The following is a 17521-nucleotide window of genomic DNA, read 5'->3' on the forward strand; positions in this document are numbered from 1 at the left end:
TGACTGGCCGTTGATTATTGCACAGTATATTTAAATTGTGCCAATGCTTGCCGCCACCTGATGTTAAGCCTGCTCGAGGGCTTGGCTTAAGTCGGCCTTCAGGTCGTCGATATGCTCAATGCCAATCGACAGACGCACCATATCAGCGCTAACACCGGCTTTTAGTAGCTCTTCGTCGCTGAGCTGGCGGTGAGTAGTCGAGGCGGGAATAGCCGCACAGCTCTTGGCATCGCCGATATTTACCAGCCGGATAATCAGTTGCAAGGCATCGTAAAAACGCGCGCCGGCTTCGCGGCCACCGTCAATGCCGAAGCTGAGAATGCCTGACGCCTGCCCCTTCATATACTGCTTGGCCAGCGCGTGATCGCGGTGGTTGGGTAGGCCCGCGTAGCTAACCCAGTTGACCTTGGGGTGGTCCTGCAGGAATTGGGCAATGGCCAGCGTGTTTTCATTAATGCGTTCCATGCGCAGTGCCAGCGTTTCCAGCCCCTGTAAAAACAGAAAGGCATTGAAGGCGCTCATCGCGGCACCCATGTTGCGCAGCGGGACGACGCGGGCACGGGTGATGAATGCGGCTTCGCCAACATCCGTGGCGTAATTTACGCCGTGGTACGACACATCAGGTGTCGTCAGCAGTGAGAAGCGCTCGGCGTGTTCAGCCCAGGGGAATTTGCCTGAGTCGACAATCAGGCCGCCAATACTGGTACCGTGACCGCCAATGTATTTGGTGGCGGCGTGGATAACGATATCGGCACCATGCTCAATGGGCTTAAGCACAAAGGGCGATGGCACGGTGTTGTCGACAATTAAGGGAAGGCCGTGGGCGTGAGCTAAATCAGCTAGACGGCGAATATCAACGATGTTGCCCGAGGGGTTGCCGATGGACTCGCAGTAAATGGCCTTGGTGCGCGCATCGATTTGCGCCGCCATACCGTCGAAGTCATCCTTGTCGACAAAGCGCGCCTCAATGCCCTGGCGAGGCAGGGTGTGGGCAAATAAGTTGTAGGTGCCGCCGTACAGTTCGCTAATGGTAATAAAGTTATCACCTGCTTCAGCAATGGTTTGGATAGCGGCGGTAATCGCTGCCATGCCCGAGGCCATTGCCAGGGCGCCGACACCGCCTTCGAGGGCGGCAATACGCTGCTCAAGCACACTGCATGTCGGGTTCATAATGCGGCTGTAGATATTGCCAGCCACCTTGAGGTCGAACAGGTCGGCCGCGTGCTGGGCGCTGTCAAACGAGTATGACGAGGTTTGGTGAATCGGCACGGCAACGGCATTTTGATTATCTGGCTCGTAGGCGTGATGCAGTGCAATGGTTTCGTCGCGCATAAATATCCCTCTGGTAAAACGTCCCTGCCGGGGCAAAGCCTGTGAATATACCGCACCTATCTGTGGATGCCACCTTTTGGTGCGCCGGCTCGATTTGAACTGGGTGGCATGTCGCAGTTGTTCAAACGCATTTCCGCTAGGCTTGAGCACACTACAATAAATTTAGCATTGCGGCTCTTGTGCAGTGCTGCGTGTTTGGAGACTTTTCGCCGTGAGGTTCAATCCACAGGTTTTTCTGATGTTACTAACACTCGCCTCCTGTGGCGGTGGTGGTTCCAGTGGAAGTGACGGCGGCCAGCCTGCACCGGCAGGCGATAATCAGCCCCCACAGATTCAGGGGCAGCCAGGCATCGCTCAAGAGTGGCAGGCTTTTTCCTTTTCGCCCACGGTGATCGACCCCGATGGTGATGCGGTGACGGTAAGGGCTGAGGGGCTGCCCGGGTGGTTGAGCTTTGACGAATCCACGCAGGTCTTGAGCGGTGTGCCGACTGCAGGCGATGTGGGGCGCGGTGAATGGATCACCTTGACCGCAAACGATGGCCGCGCGACCGCGACAGTAGAGTTTGTGATTGATGTTGCCTTTGAGCCATTGGAACAGGCACTGCGTACCGGTGATGCTCGCTATGTTGACAAGCCACAGCGATTTATTGACAGCATTCAAGCGGCATCCAGTAAAGCAACATCGCAAGGCGCGATACTGCGTCAACAGTTGTTTAACTTGGACATTCACGGGCAGGCGCGCAGCGATGGCAGTAGCGTGACGGATGTGTCTTGGAACCCGACTCACGATGCAGGGCTGCTGACCGCCACGTTTGGTGAGAATACGACGCTCTTGTATAGCAATTCGGTAACGCACTCAGATTACACGGTGCGATCGCAGGGTTTGGCAGTGGCGGGTGAGCAGGCGGGAAAGAACCGCAATGCAGCTTTCGTCGCGCTGGCGAGTAATCCAATGCGCAATGTCTATCGCGATAGCGCAGCGGTAAATAGCCAGATGCAGCAATGGCTTCGCAACAGCGTGGACTGGTTGCGGGGCGGTGACACGCGGGCGACATTTAACGTAGTGATTGCCCAGATGAGTCAAAGCTACTATTTCCCGGACCGCGTCGCTACCCGGCAGTGGCTGGAGGATAACTACCCCGAGCAAGTGGCCTACAATGAGCCCCAAAGCTGCGATGGTTCGGCACTGGCTGGCTGTTTGGCAGCGCAGCCCGACTTACTGATTGTCTCGCAAGTATCTGCTGAAGGAGCGGCGGGCGACGACGCTCGCAGGGCGATTGAACAGTGGTTGGCGGAAGGTAAACCACTTTTGTATCTGCATCACGATGGCGACCTTAAGCCACTGGGAGAGGCGATCTTCGAGCAACTTGGTGTGACCTATGCCGGCGATAATTACTGGCGACGGCTCCGTGTTGAGGGCTATGACGTGAGGGGGCAACTAGATCGTGTCCCAGCCGAAGTGGAAGCGATTAATGGCCTCATTGCTCGGTTTGAATCCGGTGATTTCAGCGTGGATTTGAGCCTCTGTGCAGATAAAAACTGCCCCGCTGAGAGCGGCTATGCTCAGGAGTTTGGCGAGGCGGCGGAGTATGCGCAGCAGTTTTTCCGGCAACTGGATAGCCAGTCTCAGCCACTCTTTGATCGCGGTGGAATGCGTTACTACAAGTCGCTGTTGTTATTGGCTGATAGCTATCGGCAGACAGTGCGCTTTCCTATGGATAAACTGACGACCCCGACGCCGGTGTTTTTGCAGGCGTATTTTGCCGACCATGTTCAGTATCAGCGCCGGGATATTAATCCAGTACCCGCCGATATGGGGAATTTTAGCCGCAGTGACTTCAGCCACATTCGGCCAGTTAGTCGCAGGGTGAGCCTAACTAGTCGACGGCACTTTCGTGCGGCGGGGGTCTACGCCTTGCCCGGCAGAACGGTGACGGTTAGGCGAGTCGATAGCGCTGCGGTGGTCACCACCATTTTTGTGAATACCCTGCGCAGTGGTGCGACCCACCCCTTCAATGAGAATGCTTATTCGCGTCCGAAATTTTTGCGTGGTCAGGCTTTGGCGCTGGCGCCTGGTCAGACCTTGCGATTTACCTCTGCCTACGGCGGCCCTATTCAGATTGGCTTTGACCGCAATGACGAGCAGGTAGAGTTTGAATTCAGCGAGGTGGGAGAGCACCCTTACTGGGCGGGAGAGGGCGACAATGCCGATTTTGCCGCCGCCATGGTACGTGACGACTACGACTGGGCAGAACTCTCTACACCGGGCTTTGAAGTGCACTCCAAGTTGGAGAAGATGCGCAGTTCCATCGCCGAGTGGCGCAGCGCCGCCGAGCTGGCGCAAGCGACGGAACGCTACATGTATAACTTTGCTCATGTACTGGCGGGCTTTCAAGGAGAGGGAATAGACCGTGTCAGCGAGATTCACCAATTCGCTGAGCAACGGGGTTGGCAGCTAGACACCATCGATGTGGTGAAGCATATGAACGCTGATCAAGCGACCTGCGGCTACGGTTGTTCCGGAAACCCCTATGATGCGTACTGGTCTTTCAATCCGATAGGGCACGGTGACCTACACGAATTGGGTCATGGCCTAGAGCTTGGGCGCTTTAGATTCGTTGGTTGGGACGGCCATGCCAGCACTAATCCCTACTCCTACTATGCTAAATCTCAGTATTTCCTCGATACGGGTGAGGACCCAGGGTGTCAGGCACTGCCGTTTGATTCGTTAAAGCAAGCCTTGCTTGAAAGTCGCGCCAGTGCGGACCCCTTTGCAGATATGCAGCGTCGACAATTGAACGGCTGGTCTGAGGGTGTGGCGATAACAATACAAATGATGATGTCGGCTCAGGCAGAGGGTGTGCTCAGTGATGGCTGGCACTTGCTGGCTCGCCTACACATTATGGATCGCGTTTTTAATCGTGCTGACAACAGTGACGAAAGCTGGCTGGCAGAGCGTGAGGCCTTGGGTTTTTCTTCCTACTCCCGCGCCGAGGCGCGCGCACTTTCAAATAATGATTGGCTGGCCATTGCGCTGTCACAGAGTACCTCGCGAGATATGCGTGAATACCTGGCAATGTGGGGATTAGCCATCAGTGATAAGGCCGCTGCGCAGGTGGCCAGTTTTGCTTATCCAAGCATGCCGCTGCGCTTCTTTGATAGCGGTGCCCGCGACTACTGCAGTAATTTCCAGCCAGCGTCGATGGCAATGGATTAGACCTTGGTCTAATCCAGCTGAACTGGGTGTTGAAAACCCTTACCCTGTGGTATTCACATGCCAGAGGAGACGGCGCCCATGTTGGATGAGCACGATGCCGGTTTATTGATTATTGATGTGCAGGGCAAGCTTGCACGGATGATGCACGACAGCGAAGCGATGATCGCCAATATAAGGCGGATGATTCGCGCCTGCCAAATACTGTCAGTGCCTATTGTTTGGATAGAGCAGTACCCACAAGGGCTTGGTGAAACCGTCGAGGAATTATCGGAATTACTCGTAGACTTAACGCCGCATGTTAAGTCGACGTTCAGTGTCTGCGATTGTGAATCAACACTTCAGCCCCTTGAAGCGTCCGGTCGCAAGCAGTGGATGGTATGCGGCATTGAGGCACACATCTGTGTGTATCAAACGGTGGTGGGTATGTTACAGCGGGCTTATCACGTAGAGGTTATTAGCGATGCCGTATCCTCTCGAGCCGCAAGTAATCACCAGCTCGCTTTGCAAAAAATGCATGAGCATGGCGCGGGGCTAAGTAGCGTTGAGATGGCGGTTTACGAACTGTTGAAGGATTCGGCGCGGCCAGAGTTCAAAGCCATGTTGCCACTGATGAAATAGCACGCGAAAATGTCATTCGGGGCAATATCCAGGCCTCTGTGCAAACAGAGGCCTGGCAAGCGCTTAGGGGCAGTTTGAGATAGGTTCGGAGATGGTGAAACTACTCGACACCCCCGAGTAGGCTTGTTTAGGTAATACCAGCGTTTGTGCCGCACCTTCATGACGCAGGCGGTACGTGCCCGCGGGCGTGTTACGGGGAATATGCCAAGTGACCTCAGCCGTAGAGGGCCCAACTTCCGGTAGCTCTATGGGTAGCGGCGAGGGCAGCAGGGGCTGCCAGGAGAACAACAGCTCGGGGTCTTTGTCGGTAGCCACGACCTGCCATTGTTGGTCTTCTCCCAGGCGTTCGGCATACACGTAGCTGGATTGTATTTTCAGATCATTGCGGGGATGGCCGGCCTGGAAACTGGCGGTAACGGTGTCGCCGGGCGCCGCACTGCTGGGCGCGTCGGTAACAACATCGCCATAGCTCTTGCCCGGGCCGGGTAAGTCACTGGGAATATAGGGCAGGCGAATCAAAATTGGCGAGCCATCAACGTAGCCTAGCCCCTCGGGCGAGGCTTGGCCCTCAGCAAGTGAGCGCGCCAGACGCCGACTTTCTTGTTCCACCGCAGCCAAAGACCACGGGCCAAAGATGGTGGACCCACCTTCATACTGTTGAACTGAATATTCCTCGCGGGTTGTCAGGTAGTGGGAGTACTCGTTGACCAAACCGGCGACGACAATGGTGTCGATGCCCACTGGCGCCAGCAGTGGGAATAGTTGTTTTTGAATGCGTCGCGCCGACATCGTGGTCACTTCCCAGGGGATGCCGAGAATCGCTAGATTCCCCATGCGGAAGAGCTGGAAAGGAACGATGCTGGGCTCTGCGGAAAGTGGCGGCCCAAGTGGAATGAGGATGGGCTTCTCGGCGTGGCAGGAGAGGTCGAGAAGGGGCAGTTGGTCAAGGTTACAGAGCACCGCATTGGATAGCAGTGTTGGCGGTATCAAACCCTGTGTTGCCGTTTCGATGTCGCTAAGTGCTGCCGCGATGAGGTCGGGGTCGCTGTCGCAGCTAATCCCCTCGCGAGTGAAGCCGGGGCCGTCTTCGGCACCCGCGCCAAAGGCGGGGCCAACCGCCGCCAAACACGTGCGAATTTCGTCGGCATCCAGCTCTGCTGGGTGGTTAAGCGCATTGAGAACGGCTGGGTCAGTAACGCTGACCTCGTCCATTTTTACGTGGAAAAAGCGGTAGTCGATAGGGCCGTTCAGCGCCTTGCCTGTTTGGAAAAGGTCCAGCGCTTTGGCGAGCTGTTTTGTCCCCGAGATGGCGTTGGACTCGTAGGGGTCGGCGCCGCCGCCACGTGTTGGGTCGGGGTGGGGGCGTTCAACAATAAAGATATTCGGCGAGGCATCGCCCTCATCTTTTTGAGCGAAGGCCGCGACAAAGTTGTCTTCGCCGTTGCCGGTGTCGCCGTAGCGAGTATTCATAATGCGTTCGAAGCCGAGCGATGCATAGCCCTTGATATCTGAACTGACTAAGTCCAGTTCTGAGCCGAGCACGGTTGGGTGGACGCCAAACCAGTTGATAACACCGACAGCTGAGCCGCCTTTGCGCACCATATTCAGCTGCACCACGCGCTTGTCGACAGTGATCTCTTCACCGCGGGTATTGATAAATTCCTCACGCTCTTGCTGGCTGTTTTGCTCAAAGGCAATCAAAGAGCGGTTGATATTGGTATTTAAGAGTTCGTCTACCGCTAACTGAATAGGGGCGGTCTCTGGGTGCGCCTGGATATTTTGGTGGGCCATTCTCAGTGCGGCCATCATGCCGTCGACGATCGTGTCGAGCACCAGCTTGTCAAAGCCAAAGTGGAAGGTATTAAAGCCCTCGTAGTGGGAGTAACCCGCCGGCCCTTGGTGGGTGTGAGTCGCTGACAGCATGATATTGTCGGGCCCATAGTGTTGAGACAGCTCAGGGTCTTGGGCAACTGCGCGCAACACAGCCTGGCGCATGGAGCCGAACACCATGCCGGTGTCGGTAGACATGAATAATACGCGTTTGCCGTTGCAGGGGGACTCGATGGCGAAGGCGCGAGCGTACTGGCGCTGATGCAGACCGCTAAGAACCTGGGTAGGGCTCTCCCAGCCCATGCCGCTGGTATTGGCAACGGGCCCGGTGATGTCGTGAATGCCTGATCCAAAGCGGTACTCGTTATTGTCAGCGCAACTCCCGGTGGGTTTGCCCGTAGCGGTGCCTGCGGCGGCTGGGGTAATCGCGAGCGTTCTGCTGGGGGCGTCGATGCCTTCCCCTACTTTTAGGTACTCGCTATCGCGCATACATTGCGCTCGCTCTGCGTCGACAAAACGGTTCACCTGCTCGCTTGATGGTGAATTTTTGCTGCTAGAGCTGCTTCCCCCACAAGCGGCAAGCAATAAGCTAAAAGCGTAGATTAGTGGCTTGGCCAGTGATGAATTGGCAGGCATGGTAAATCCTTTTTTGTGGGGCGAGCGCGGTTCTCTGCGCGGGCTTTTGCGCGATGCGCGCGGTGAGTTATAGCGCCTAAGTTTTTAGGTTACTTTTATGTGGCGATTGTGTCGATAGGTAGAATATCGAGCGAACTGATGGTCAGTTCGCTCGACGGCTGGGCTTTTTAGCGTACTGACAGTTTTACTGGCATCGACTTAAATGCGTGGATGGAGTTGGAGCGGATGTAACGCGGAGGCGCTGTTTCCTCAATTGCTGAGAAGTTCTTGAAGAATTCCTCAAAGAATATCCGCGCTTCCATGCGCGCTAAATTCGCACCGAGACATAAATGTATGCCGTGACCAAAGGCCATGTGGGGGTTATTTTGGCGCTGTATGTCGAAGGTCATTGCTTGCTCGAATACGGATTCGTCAAAGTTGGCTGAGCTGTACAGCATAACCACTTTGTCACCAGCCTTGATCGCGGTACCCGCAATTTCTGTGTCGCATGTGGCGGTGCGTCGGAAGTAATGCAACGGGCATGTCCAGCGCAACATTTCCTCGACCGCGTTGCCGAGTTTGTCGGGGTTTGCTTCCAGTTCACGGTACAGGGCCGGGCGCTGCAACAGTTCATGCATGCCGGAGCTGATCAGGCCGCGTGTTGTCTCGTTACCGGCAACAGCTATTTGCACGAACAGGCTGGCAAACTCTGCCTCACTGACACGCTCGCCGTCTATTTCCTGGTTGATGAGCAATGAAATTAAGTCGTCGCCATTTTTGTCTTTGCGCTCGCAGGCAAGCTCAAAGCCGTAGGTGCCCATTTCAATGCTTGCTTGTAACACTTCCTCCTCAGTGCCGCCTAGGTCGGGATCCGAGGACGAGGTTTGCATGTCCGACCACTGGCGAATTTGCGTCCACATGTCTCGCGGAATATCCATCAGCTGACAGATAACCGCGGTGGGCAAGTCGCCGGCCAGGTCTTCAACGAAGTCGACCTCTTCACGCTCGCGCGCGGAGCGCATAATATTTTGGGCAATCTCGCGAATTTGTGGCTCTAACGCTTTGAGGCGGCTTGACGTAAAACGGCTAATGACCGCGCGCCGGGGTTTGGCGTGGCGCGGCGGGTCCATGCCAAGCAGCTGATTGCGGGTCATTTCCAGGGTACTTTCAGGGAGGTCGTCAACCAGCACAAAGCCCTGTTCTGCCGAAAATGTTTTAAAGTCCCGCGATACTGCCATTACGTCAGCATGGCGGCTAACAACCCAGTAGCCGCTGCCATCGGGGTGAGGATGCCAATAGACCGGGGCATGTTCGCGCAGCCATCGGAACTGGTCGTGGGGAATACCCTGCAGATAGTTGTCAGGGTTGTATACATCTATGTTCATCATAGGCTCCTGAGCTATTCCACCAGTACCTTGGGGGTGGGTAAGCCTTCCGCCTCACACATGGCCAAGTAAAAATCGAGGGTCATTTGCCCGTCGACCACCGAGGTAATATTGCCCTCGGCATCCAGGTTGATGTTTGAGCCATACATCTGAAACCACACGCGGGTATTGTCCTCGATGCACTGCAGGGTGTGTACAGAGCCTGCGGGCTCATACAGAAACGACCCGGCGCGGTTCACGTAGTCGTACTCTTTATATTTCCATGCGCCTGAGGTGGTATAGCCCCAGACTGGCCCAGTGTGCTTATGGGTTTCTACTTCGTAGCCCGCTTTGAAGACGTTCTCGATAATCCATAGTCCTTCGCCGCGTTTAACCTGTAATACACGCAACAAACTGCCGTCGCCAATGTCGATAAAAGGCAGCTCGTCGGCGCCGATGTGGATGGCCTCGGGGTGAATGGCCTCGGGGATAGACATATTCTCTCCTGATGTTAAGTCGCTTTTGAATTGTTATCAGTGGTGTACTCTTTCATCGGCCTCTACTATGAACATGCCTTGGCCACTTGAACACCTCCATCTGGAGGAGGCTGAAAGGTTGGCGAGCTTAAAAATGGACGATTAACGAGGATTATTCGTGGCTTGGGTTTATCTGGTGTTGGCGGGTTTGTTTGAAATTGGTTGGCCGGTCGGCCTAAAGCTGGCTCAGGAGGATAAAACGCGACTCCTGGGGGTGGCTGTTGCCATCGTATTTATGGGCGTTAGCGGTATGTTGCTGTGGTTGGCGCAGAAACAGATACCCATTGGCACCTCCTATGCCGTGTGGACGGGGATAGGCGCGGCGGGAACCTTTCTGGTCGGCGTGGTTTTTTTCGGTGACGCTAGCAGCCTGTTGCGTTACGTGGGGATCGCTTTGATTGTGTCCGGGGTGGCAACGCTTAAGCTCGCGCACTAGGTCTTGACGTGTCAGTGCAGGCAGCGTCGATGTCGGCTTCGGCGTTTGGCGCAGATTGTTTGTCTGCAGAAATAAAAATACCCACGCTCATCAGAGCGTAGGTATTACGTCTTGCTGCTTAGTGCGCTTTAAAAACGACCTGCATTCATAACCTTATGCCATGCATTTATAAAGTCGTTGAGAAATAGCTCCTCGCCGTCATTGGCAGCGTATGCTTCAGCAATTGCCCTTAGTTCTGAGTTAGAACCAAAGATCAGATCAACCGTTGTTGCCGTCCATTTTAGTTGTCCACTGTCTCGGTCAAAGCCCTCATAAAGGTTGTCCGACTTTGCTTTCCACTGCGTTGACATATCGACAAGATTGACGAAGAAGTCATTGCTTAACCGCCCAGGCTGTTTTGTTAATACGCCGTGCTTTAAGCCGCTAGTGTTGGCGTCAAGGACGCGCATACCGCCTATTAGCGCGGTCATTTCCGGCGCGGTAAGCCCAAGTAGATCGGCTTTTTCAATCAGCATCTCAGCGGGTTTGTAATAGGCGCCGTCACTGTAATAGTTTCGGAAACCATCCGCTTTGGGCTCTAAGGCCGCAAAGGACTGCGCGTCGGTCATGCTTTGGGTGGCATCGCCGCGCCCAGATTCAAAGGGTACCTCGACCTTGTGTCCGGCGTCCTTTGCGGCCTGCTCGATGGCTGCGGCCCCCCCTAACACGATGAGGTCAGCCATCGATATATCGCTGCGACTCTCATCTTTGACCTCTTTCAAGGTGTTCAAAACCTTTGCCAGCTCCTTAGGGTTGTTGGCAGGCCAATCCTTTTGCGGCGTTAGGCGGACTCGGGCGCCATTGCTACCACCGCGCATATCTGTGTAACGGTAAGTCGATGCAGAGGCCCAGGCCGTGCGAATCAATTCTGATATGGTCAGTCCTGAATCGAGGATTTTTGACTTGAGCTTTCGAACTTCTCGTTTACTGATTTTTTCGCCAGCCGGCACAGGGTCTTGCCAGATAAATGTCTCGTCTGGGACGTTGCTGCCTACATAGCGGGTTTTTGGTCCCAAGTCCCGGTGGGTGAGTTTGAACCACGCTTTTGCAAAGGCTTCGTCAAACTGCGCGGGATTTTTCCAAAATCGTTCGGCTATCTTGCGAAAGGCAGGGTCTTCTTTCAGTGCCAAGTCTGTTGTGAGCATGACTGGCGGGTTGCGCTTGCCCTTTATATGGGCGTCCGGAACACTGGTGTGAAGCGCCTCGTTTTTGGGAATCCACACTTCACCACCGCCGGGGGAGGTATGCTTCTTCCATTCATTGCGGAATAAATTGTCGAGGTAAAGAATAGACCAGCGTGTGGGGGTTTGTGTCCAAGCGCCTTCTAGGCCGCTGGTCATGGTGTCTTCGGAGTGTCCCTTGCCACACTTGTTTTTCCAGCCCAGTCCTTGCTGCTCTATCGGTGCTGCCGCGGGCTCTGGGCCAACGCACGAGCCTTTGCTGCCACCGTGCATTTTTCCGAGGGTGTGTCCGCCAGCGATTAGCGCGACAATCTCCTCGTCATTCATGGCCATCCGGTAAAACGACTGGCGAATGTCCTCAGCGGCCATTTTGGGGTCCATATTGCCGTTGCGCCCTTCGGGATTAACGTAGATTAATCCCATGTGCACAGCTGCCAGGGGTTTTTCTAGCTCCCCGTCTTCGCTGAAGCGTTTGTCATTTCCCAGCATCTCGGTTTCGGGCCCCCAGTAAACGAGGTCTGCTTCCCAGTCGTCTTCTCTACCGCCGGCGAAGCCCAGGGTCTTGAATCCCATGGACTCTAGGGCCACATTGCCGGCCAGAACCATCAGGTCGGCCCAAGACACATTGCGCCCATACTTTTGCTTTACAGGCCAAAGTAGGCGCCGTGCTTTGTCTAAGCTGGCATTGTCAGGCCAGCTGCCTAAGGGTTCGAAGCGCTGCTGACCGCCGTCGGCACCGCCTCTGCCATCGTGAATTCTGTATGTGCCCGCACTGTGCCAAGCCATGCGAATCATCAGGCCGCCGTAATGTCCCCAGTCTGCGGGCCACCAGTCTTGAGAGTCTTTAAGTGTTGCTTCGATATCTGCTTTCAGTTGTGCAAGGTCAACGCTTTCGAAGGCGGCGGCATAATCGAAGTTATCTGAGTAAGGGCTTGATCGTCGATCGTGGTCGCGAAGAGGGGATAGATCAACCTGGTTTGGCCACCAGAAGCTGTTGGGTTTCGCTTTACCGCTAAACATGTTCTCTGCAAAAGCACTGGCGCCGAATGTTGTCGCGATTGCCGCGCTCAGTGCTATTGCGGCTAGAGGTGGAAATTTTTGTTTTTGCATTGTGCTCTCCTAGCTAGCGCGAAAATTATGGGTATGTCGAGCGTGATTCCAGCGCACGGGCGCAATTGCATAGTGTGCAACCCAAGCAGACGCTGGTACCTCGCCCTATCAACATAGTTCACTTATTGATCTGACGTGTGTTGAATTTTTCTACTGACTTAATAGCGAATGACTATCGACAGGAGGAGTTTTGCTGGCAAAGCTGGCTTTTGGGAGTTAAGGGCGTGCTGTTAAGCCGAAAAGCAACAGTAGCTGGGTGTTTGTGGTTTGTAATTATTTGAATTTTAATGAAATTTTTAGGATTTTCTGCAAGTGTGCCCAGTGTCTCGTTCAAGTGAAATGCCCGAAACTGGGGGGCTGAAGGCTGTTTGTAACCTTGAATATGGCGCTTGAGCCCGTGTTCTTAGCGGATTTTTCAGTTGTTTTGGAAAAATTCCACCAGATTTAGCATAATTCCGCAAAATAAGAGAGAAATTTTTTCTCACTTCCAGTATCGTAGCCAACCATTTTCAACCACAGCTTATTCAGAGACTGCCGTGACTGACTTATCCTTGTACCGCAACATCGGTATTTTCGCCCACGTTGATGCCGGAAAAACCACCACCACTGAGCGTATCCTCAAGCTCACGGGTAAAATTCACAAGCTTGGTGAGGTTCACGAGGGTGAATCGACGACCGACTTCATGGAGCAGGAAGCTGAGCGTGGTATTACCATTCAGTCAGCAGCTGTTACTTGTGAGTGGAATGGTCACCGACTGAACGTTATTGACACCCCGGGACACGTTGACTTCACCGTAGAAGTTTACCGCTCATTGAAAGTTCTCGACGGCGGCATCGGCGTATTCTGTGGTTCTGGTGGTGTTGAGCCCCAGTCTGAGACCAACTGGCGCTATGCCAATGAATCGAAAGTATCTCGCCTGATCTTCGTTAACAAGCTGGACCGCGTTGGCGCGGATTTCCTGCGTGTTGCCGATCAAGTGAAAAACGTTCTCGGCGCCAACCCGCTGATCATGACGCTGCCTATTGGCCGTGAAGATGAGTTTACCGGCGTTGTCGACCTGCTGAGCAACAAAGCCTACGTTTGGGATGACTCTGGCCAGCCAGAGAACTACGAAGTGACCGACGTTCCTGCGGACATGGAAGAAGACGTTGCCATGTATCGCGAGCAGCTGATCGAAACAGCTGTGGAAATGGACGACGACCTGATGATGGCTTACATGGAAGGCGAAGAGCCTTCTATCGATGACATCAAGCGCTGTATCCGTAAAGGTACGCTGGAACTGGCTTTCTTCCCCACATACTGTGGTTCGGCTTTCAAGAACAAAGGTATGCAGCTGCTGCTGGACGCCGTTGTTGACTACCTGCCAAGCCCCACCGAGGTTAACCCGCAGCCTTTGACCGATGAAGAAGGTGAGCCTACTGGTGAATACGCTATTGTTTCTGCCGATGAGCCACTGCGCGCGCTGGCATTTAAAATCATGGACGACCGTTTTGGCGCCCTGACCTTCGTGCGTATTTACTCCGGTAAGCTGAACAAAGGCGACACCATTCTTAACTCATTCACCGGTAAGACTGAGCGTATCGGTCGTATGTGTGAAATGCAGGCCGACGAGCGCAACGAGCTGAGCAGCGCTCAAGCTGGTGACATTATCGCTATCGTAGGCATGAAGAACGTACAAACTGGTCACACCCTGTGTGATCAAAACCACCCTTGTACGCTGGAAGCGATGGTATTCCCTGAGCCTGTTATCTCTATCTCGGTTACGCCGAAAGATAAGGGTTCAACTGAGAAAATGGGTATTGCTATCGGTAAGATGGTTGCAGAAGACCCCTCATTCCGCGTTGAAACAGACGAAGACTCTGGTGAGACCATCCTTAAAGGTATGGGTGAGCTGCACCTCGACATCAAAGTCGACATCCTCAAGCGTACTTACGGTGTTGAACTGGAAGTAGGTCAGCCTCAGGTAGCCTACCGCGAGACCATCACTCAGAAGATCGAAGACAGCTACACACACAAGAAGCAGTCTGGTGGTTCTGGTCAGTTTGGTAAGATCGACTACACCATGGAGCCCGGCGAGCCTAACTCTGGCTTCACCTTCAGCACCTCGGTTGTGGGTGGTAACGTACCTAAGGAATTCTTCCCAGCAATTGAGAAGGGCTTCAAGTCGATGATGGACAACGGCCCACTGGCTGGCTTCCCCGTGCTCGACGTTGCTATTAACGTTCATGACGGTGCCTACCACGCGGTTGACTCCTCGGCAGTGGCCTTCGAGATCGCTGCGAAAGGCGCTTTCCGTCAGTCTATGCCAAAAGCAGGCGCACAGTTGCTTGAGCCGGTCATGAAAGTTGACGTGTTCAGCCCTGAAGACAATGTCGGTGACGTAATCGGTGACCTTAACCGTCGTCGCGGCATGATCTCTGGTCAAGAGCCGGGTACAACCGGTGTTCGCGTTAAAGCCGATGTGCCTCTGTCTGAGATGTTTGGCTACATCAGCACCCTGCGTACAATGACTTCAGGTCGTGGCCAGTTCTCTATGGAGTTCTCGCATTACTCGGCTTGCCCAGCTAACGTAGCTGAAGAAGTTATTGCCAAAGAGAAAGAGAAGAAAGCAGCGAAATAACACCGCTAGCTAGTTCTTTTCGAAAGCCCCTGCGGGAATCCGCCGGGGCTTTTTTTTGTCTTCTGAAATAGTGTTGGGTGTTGACGTTGTTGTCTGGAGTGCCTGCGCGGGTAAAGGGCGCAAGCCCTATTAAACACACAGCACAGGGGACGTAAAACGTGTTAAATACTCACGAGCTTTGTGCACTACCGTGTTATCCGCGCTGGTAAAATTCCTCTTCCCTAAGGAGAGAGTGTTCATGTCTAAGCCCAAAGCGTCGAAAAACAAACGGCCACTATTAGCGGAACTGCGTAGCCAAGCGTTGCTGATGAATCAGCGAGCGGTGCAGGCTGCCGTGAATACTTATGACTGGGTATTGCGCCCCAAGCAATTGGTGAAGTCCGGGTTGACCGAGTATGAAACGGTTTACGCGGGGGATCTAATGAAGGTGCGTTACTACTCCCTCGTCGATGAAGACGAGATCGAGTTGGAAGATGGCAGCCGGATGCCGGTGCGTCGCCGTCAGCACAGTGTTCCTCTGGTGTTGGTGCCGCCTTTGGGCGTCACCGTAGAAACATTTGACCTGCTGCCGCAGCGCTCGTTAGTGAGATATCTGGCGGCGCGCGGTTTTAAAACCTACCTGATTGATTGGGGGGAGCCTCAGCGTCGCCATGCCCACCTGGGCTTGTTTGACTACGCGGACGAGATGTTTGCCACCGCACTGGACGAAGTTCGAAAACACTCGGGTAAAACGGATTTGTCGTTAATGGGTTGGTGCATGGGTGGCCTGTTGTCATTGATCCACCTTGGATTGCAGCAAGACCCCAGAATTCGAAACTTAATTACCGTTGCCAGTCCAATAAATTTGCGCGGTGGCGGAATCGTGGCGGGGGCCGCACAGGCCATCAATGCGCCGGCGCAAATCGTTCGGCGCTACTCTGATTTTCGCCTCGAAAACCTCGACCCCAGCAAGCTTCAATTGCCCGCCTGGGCGACGACAGTCATCTTTAAGCTCACCGACCCGATTGGAAGCGTCACAACCTATTGGGATTTGTTGATGCGCTCGTGGGACCGCGAGTTTGTGGTTGCGCACTCGACCACCGCAAATTATCTGAACAATATGCTTATGTATCCAGCAGGCATGCTGAGAGACTTTGCAATCAAGGTCGCTGTGGACAACGACTTGGCAAGTGGCCGCATTGTGGTTGGCGAGCGGGTGGCTGAGCTGGGAAATATTCAAAGTTCGCTGCTTGCCTTCGCCGGTGCGGGAGATGTGTTAGTGAAGCCGCCCATCGCCGAAAAAATCATGGACGTAGTCGGTGTGGACGTGGGGAATCGTGACAAAGCATTCCACATCGCCCCCGGAGGGCACATGGGAGTAATTCTTGGAAAAAGCGCACTGGAAAGCGTGTGGGGCCCTGCGGCTGACTGGCTGGTGTCGCGCTCCAAGCAGCGACCCTATAAAGCTTGAAGCCTCGTGGTTTTAGCGAGTGAAATGATTGGCGTTCTGCAAACGAGTGGAAGGCCAGTTAAGTTTGGTTTGCCCTTTTTCCCCTATTCATATTTTTGCTGTTCGCTCCTTGTCGGTGTGTTCGTGCTAATAACAGCGGAATACGTACCGGTCTGATTCCAATGCTATTTTACGTTGTGCAATACAACGTTGCTCAATTTCCTACGCCGATACGATAGCGGCCTCAACTCGTAGATATAAAGCACCGCTATTCAGTGCGTCGACGTATTCTTGCCAGCTTTCGGCAACACTTGTGGCGCTACCAGATAAAGCAGAGCATGAGTCGACGGGGTAACTGCTGGGATAATGCACCAATGGAACGGTTCTTCCGCAGCCTGAAAACCGAGTGGGTACCGGAAACGGGATACCGCTCTTTTGCTGAAGCGAAGCAGTCGATCACGGATTATGTGATTGGCTACTACAGCGGAATCAGGCCGCATCGACACAACGATGACCTGCCGCCAAATGTGGCAGAAAGTATGTACTGGAAAACTTATAAACCCGTGGCCAGTTTTACTTGACCACTACAGTGAGTAGTTTTTGGTAGTCGTGGTGCCTAGACAGGATTTTTCGTGAGGAGTTAGGCAGTCCGTTGTTAGATTGCCTTGCTTATATCCAGCCCTCTAATTTCTCGCCACCCTCTGGGCCTATAAAAGACTGGATGCCGTCCGTCGCTATAGTTTTTTTAGCTTCGTCCAGTGCTTCCGCGTCGGTGCTAAATGCCTCATCCCAGGCGGTAGAGTTGCCGTGCTCATCTACAACCTCTAAGTACCAGCCTTGCTGGCCTTCGAGTCGATATATTTCGATATTGACGGACGTGTTGCCAGCGGCTATCTCCTGAGTCAGTTCTGAAAACTTGATGTTCTGTTCTTCTTCCAAAATTATTGCCTCCGCTAGGTGCGCTGTATCGCCAGTGTCATACCTGACGTTTTACAGTAATTTCTTTTGGCCGAATAGGGTGCCCGAAGGTCGTAGTGCGTTGCGCTTGCCGCAGAGTAAATTTGGTGATGGGCACACTGTGGGCACAGAATGGGCACAGAGAGACTTTTATTTAGGCGATAAAAAAGGCGAATCTGCTAAGTGCATGATTCGCCTTTTCTTTTTTGGTAGCGGGGGCAGGATTCGAACCTACG

Annotated in this window: 11 protein-coding genes and 1 pseudogene; 6 read left to right on the forward strand and 6 right to left on the reverse strand. The window is 53.9% G+C overall.

The features are described from left to right. Positions 1 to 63 precede the first annotated feature (63 nt). Positions 64 to 1332, reverse strand: a complete 1269-nt coding sequence (locus H573_RS0114690) for an O-acetylhomoserine aminocarboxypropyltransferase/cysteine synthase family protein (RefSeq protein ID WP_027874930.1) — start codon at positions 1330 to 1332, stop codon at positions 64 to 66. 238 nt (positions 1333 to 1570) lie between these two features. Here H573_RS0114690 and H573_RS0114695 point away from each other — a divergent pair, with 238 nt between their 5' ends. Further along, positions 1571 to 4549, forward strand: coding sequence for an ImpA family metalloprotease (locus tag H573_RS0114695; RefSeq protein ID WP_051171346.1), 2979 nt, complete (start codon positions 1571 to 1573; stop codon positions 4547 to 4549). A 78-nt stretch (positions 4550 to 4627) separates the two neighbouring features. Next, positions 4628 to 5167, forward strand: a complete 540-nt coding sequence (locus H573_RS0114700) for an isochorismatase family protein (RefSeq protein ID WP_027874932.1) — start codon at positions 4628 to 4630, stop codon at positions 5165 to 5167. Between the two features lie 63 nt (positions 5168 to 5230). Here H573_RS0114700 and H573_RS0114705 read toward each other — a convergent pair whose 3' ends face one another. From H573_RS0114705 to H573_RS0114715, 3 genes are all read right to left on the reverse strand, one after another. Next, a complete protein-coding gene (locus tag H573_RS0114705) occupies positions 5231 to 7633 on the reverse strand; it encodes a neutral/alkaline non-lysosomal ceramidase N-terminal domain-containing protein (RefSeq protein WP_027874933.1) in 2403 nt (800 codons plus the stop codon). 167 nt (positions 7634 to 7800) lie between these two features. After that, positions 7801 to 8997 (reverse strand): cytochrome P450, encoded by a 1197-nt coding sequence (locus H573_RS0114710; protein WP_027874934.1) that lies wholly within the window; start codon positions 8995 to 8997, stop codon positions 7801 to 7803. Positions 8998 to 9011: 14 nt separating this feature from the next. After that, complete coding sequence (locus tag H573_RS0114715; RefSeq protein ID WP_027874935.1) at positions 9012 to 9473, reverse strand: 2,4'-dihydroxyacetophenone dioxygenase family protein; 462 nt, start codon at positions 9471 to 9473, stop codon at positions 9012 to 9014. A 157-nt stretch (positions 9474 to 9630) separates the two neighbouring features. Between H573_RS0114715 and H573_RS0114720 the strand changes: the two genes are divergently transcribed. Next, a complete protein-coding gene (locus H573_RS0114720; RefSeq protein ID WP_027874936.1) occupies positions 9631 to 9948 on the forward strand; it encodes a DMT family transporter in 318 nt (105 codons plus the stop codon). 128 nt (positions 9949 to 10076) lie between these two features. Here the strand turns inward: H573_RS0114720 and katG are convergent, their stop codons facing one another. After that, positions 10077 to 12278, reverse strand: a complete 2202-nt coding sequence (katG, locus tag H573_RS0114725; protein WP_027874937.1) for a catalase/peroxidase HPI — start codon at positions 12276 to 12278, stop codon at positions 10077 to 10079. Between the two features lie 536 nt (positions 12279 to 12814). Here katG and fusA point away from each other — a divergent pair. The 3 genes and pseudogenes from fusA to H573_RS0114740 all read left to right on the forward strand — a co-directional run. Beyond that, the gene (fusA, locus tag H573_RS0114730; protein ID WP_027874938.1) at positions 12815 to 14899 is read left to right on the forward strand and encodes an elongation factor G; all 2085 of its coding nucleotides are present in this window, start codon (positions 12815 to 12817) and stop codon (positions 14897 to 14899) included. 238 nt (positions 14900 to 15137) lie between these two features. Beyond that, positions 15138 to 16349, forward strand: a complete 1212-nt coding sequence (locus H573_RS0114735) for an alpha/beta fold hydrolase (RefSeq protein WP_036256969.1) — start codon at positions 15138 to 15140, stop codon at positions 16347 to 16349. A 278-nt stretch (positions 16350 to 16627) separates the two neighbouring features. Beyond that, positions 16628 to 16909: pseudogene (locus tag H573_RS0114740) on the forward strand (integrase core domain-containing protein); the annotation flags it as partial. 88 nt (positions 16910 to 16997) lie between these two features. Here H573_RS0114740 and H573_RS0114745 read toward each other — a convergent pair. Further along, positions 16998 to 17267 carry a hypothetical protein gene (locus H573_RS0114745; protein ID WP_027874941.1) on the reverse strand — a complete coding sequence of 90 codons (270 nt, stop codon included), beginning with the start codon at positions 17265 to 17267 and terminating at the stop codon, positions 16998 to 17000. Positions 17268 to 17521: the final 254 nt, after the last annotated feature.

The organism is Neomelitea salexigens DSM 19753, assembly GCF_000422345.1.
In the GTDB taxonomy this organism is placed as follows: domain Bacteria; phylum Pseudomonadota; class Gammaproteobacteria; order Pseudomonadales; family Spongiibacteraceae; genus Spongiibacter; species Spongiibacter marinus_A.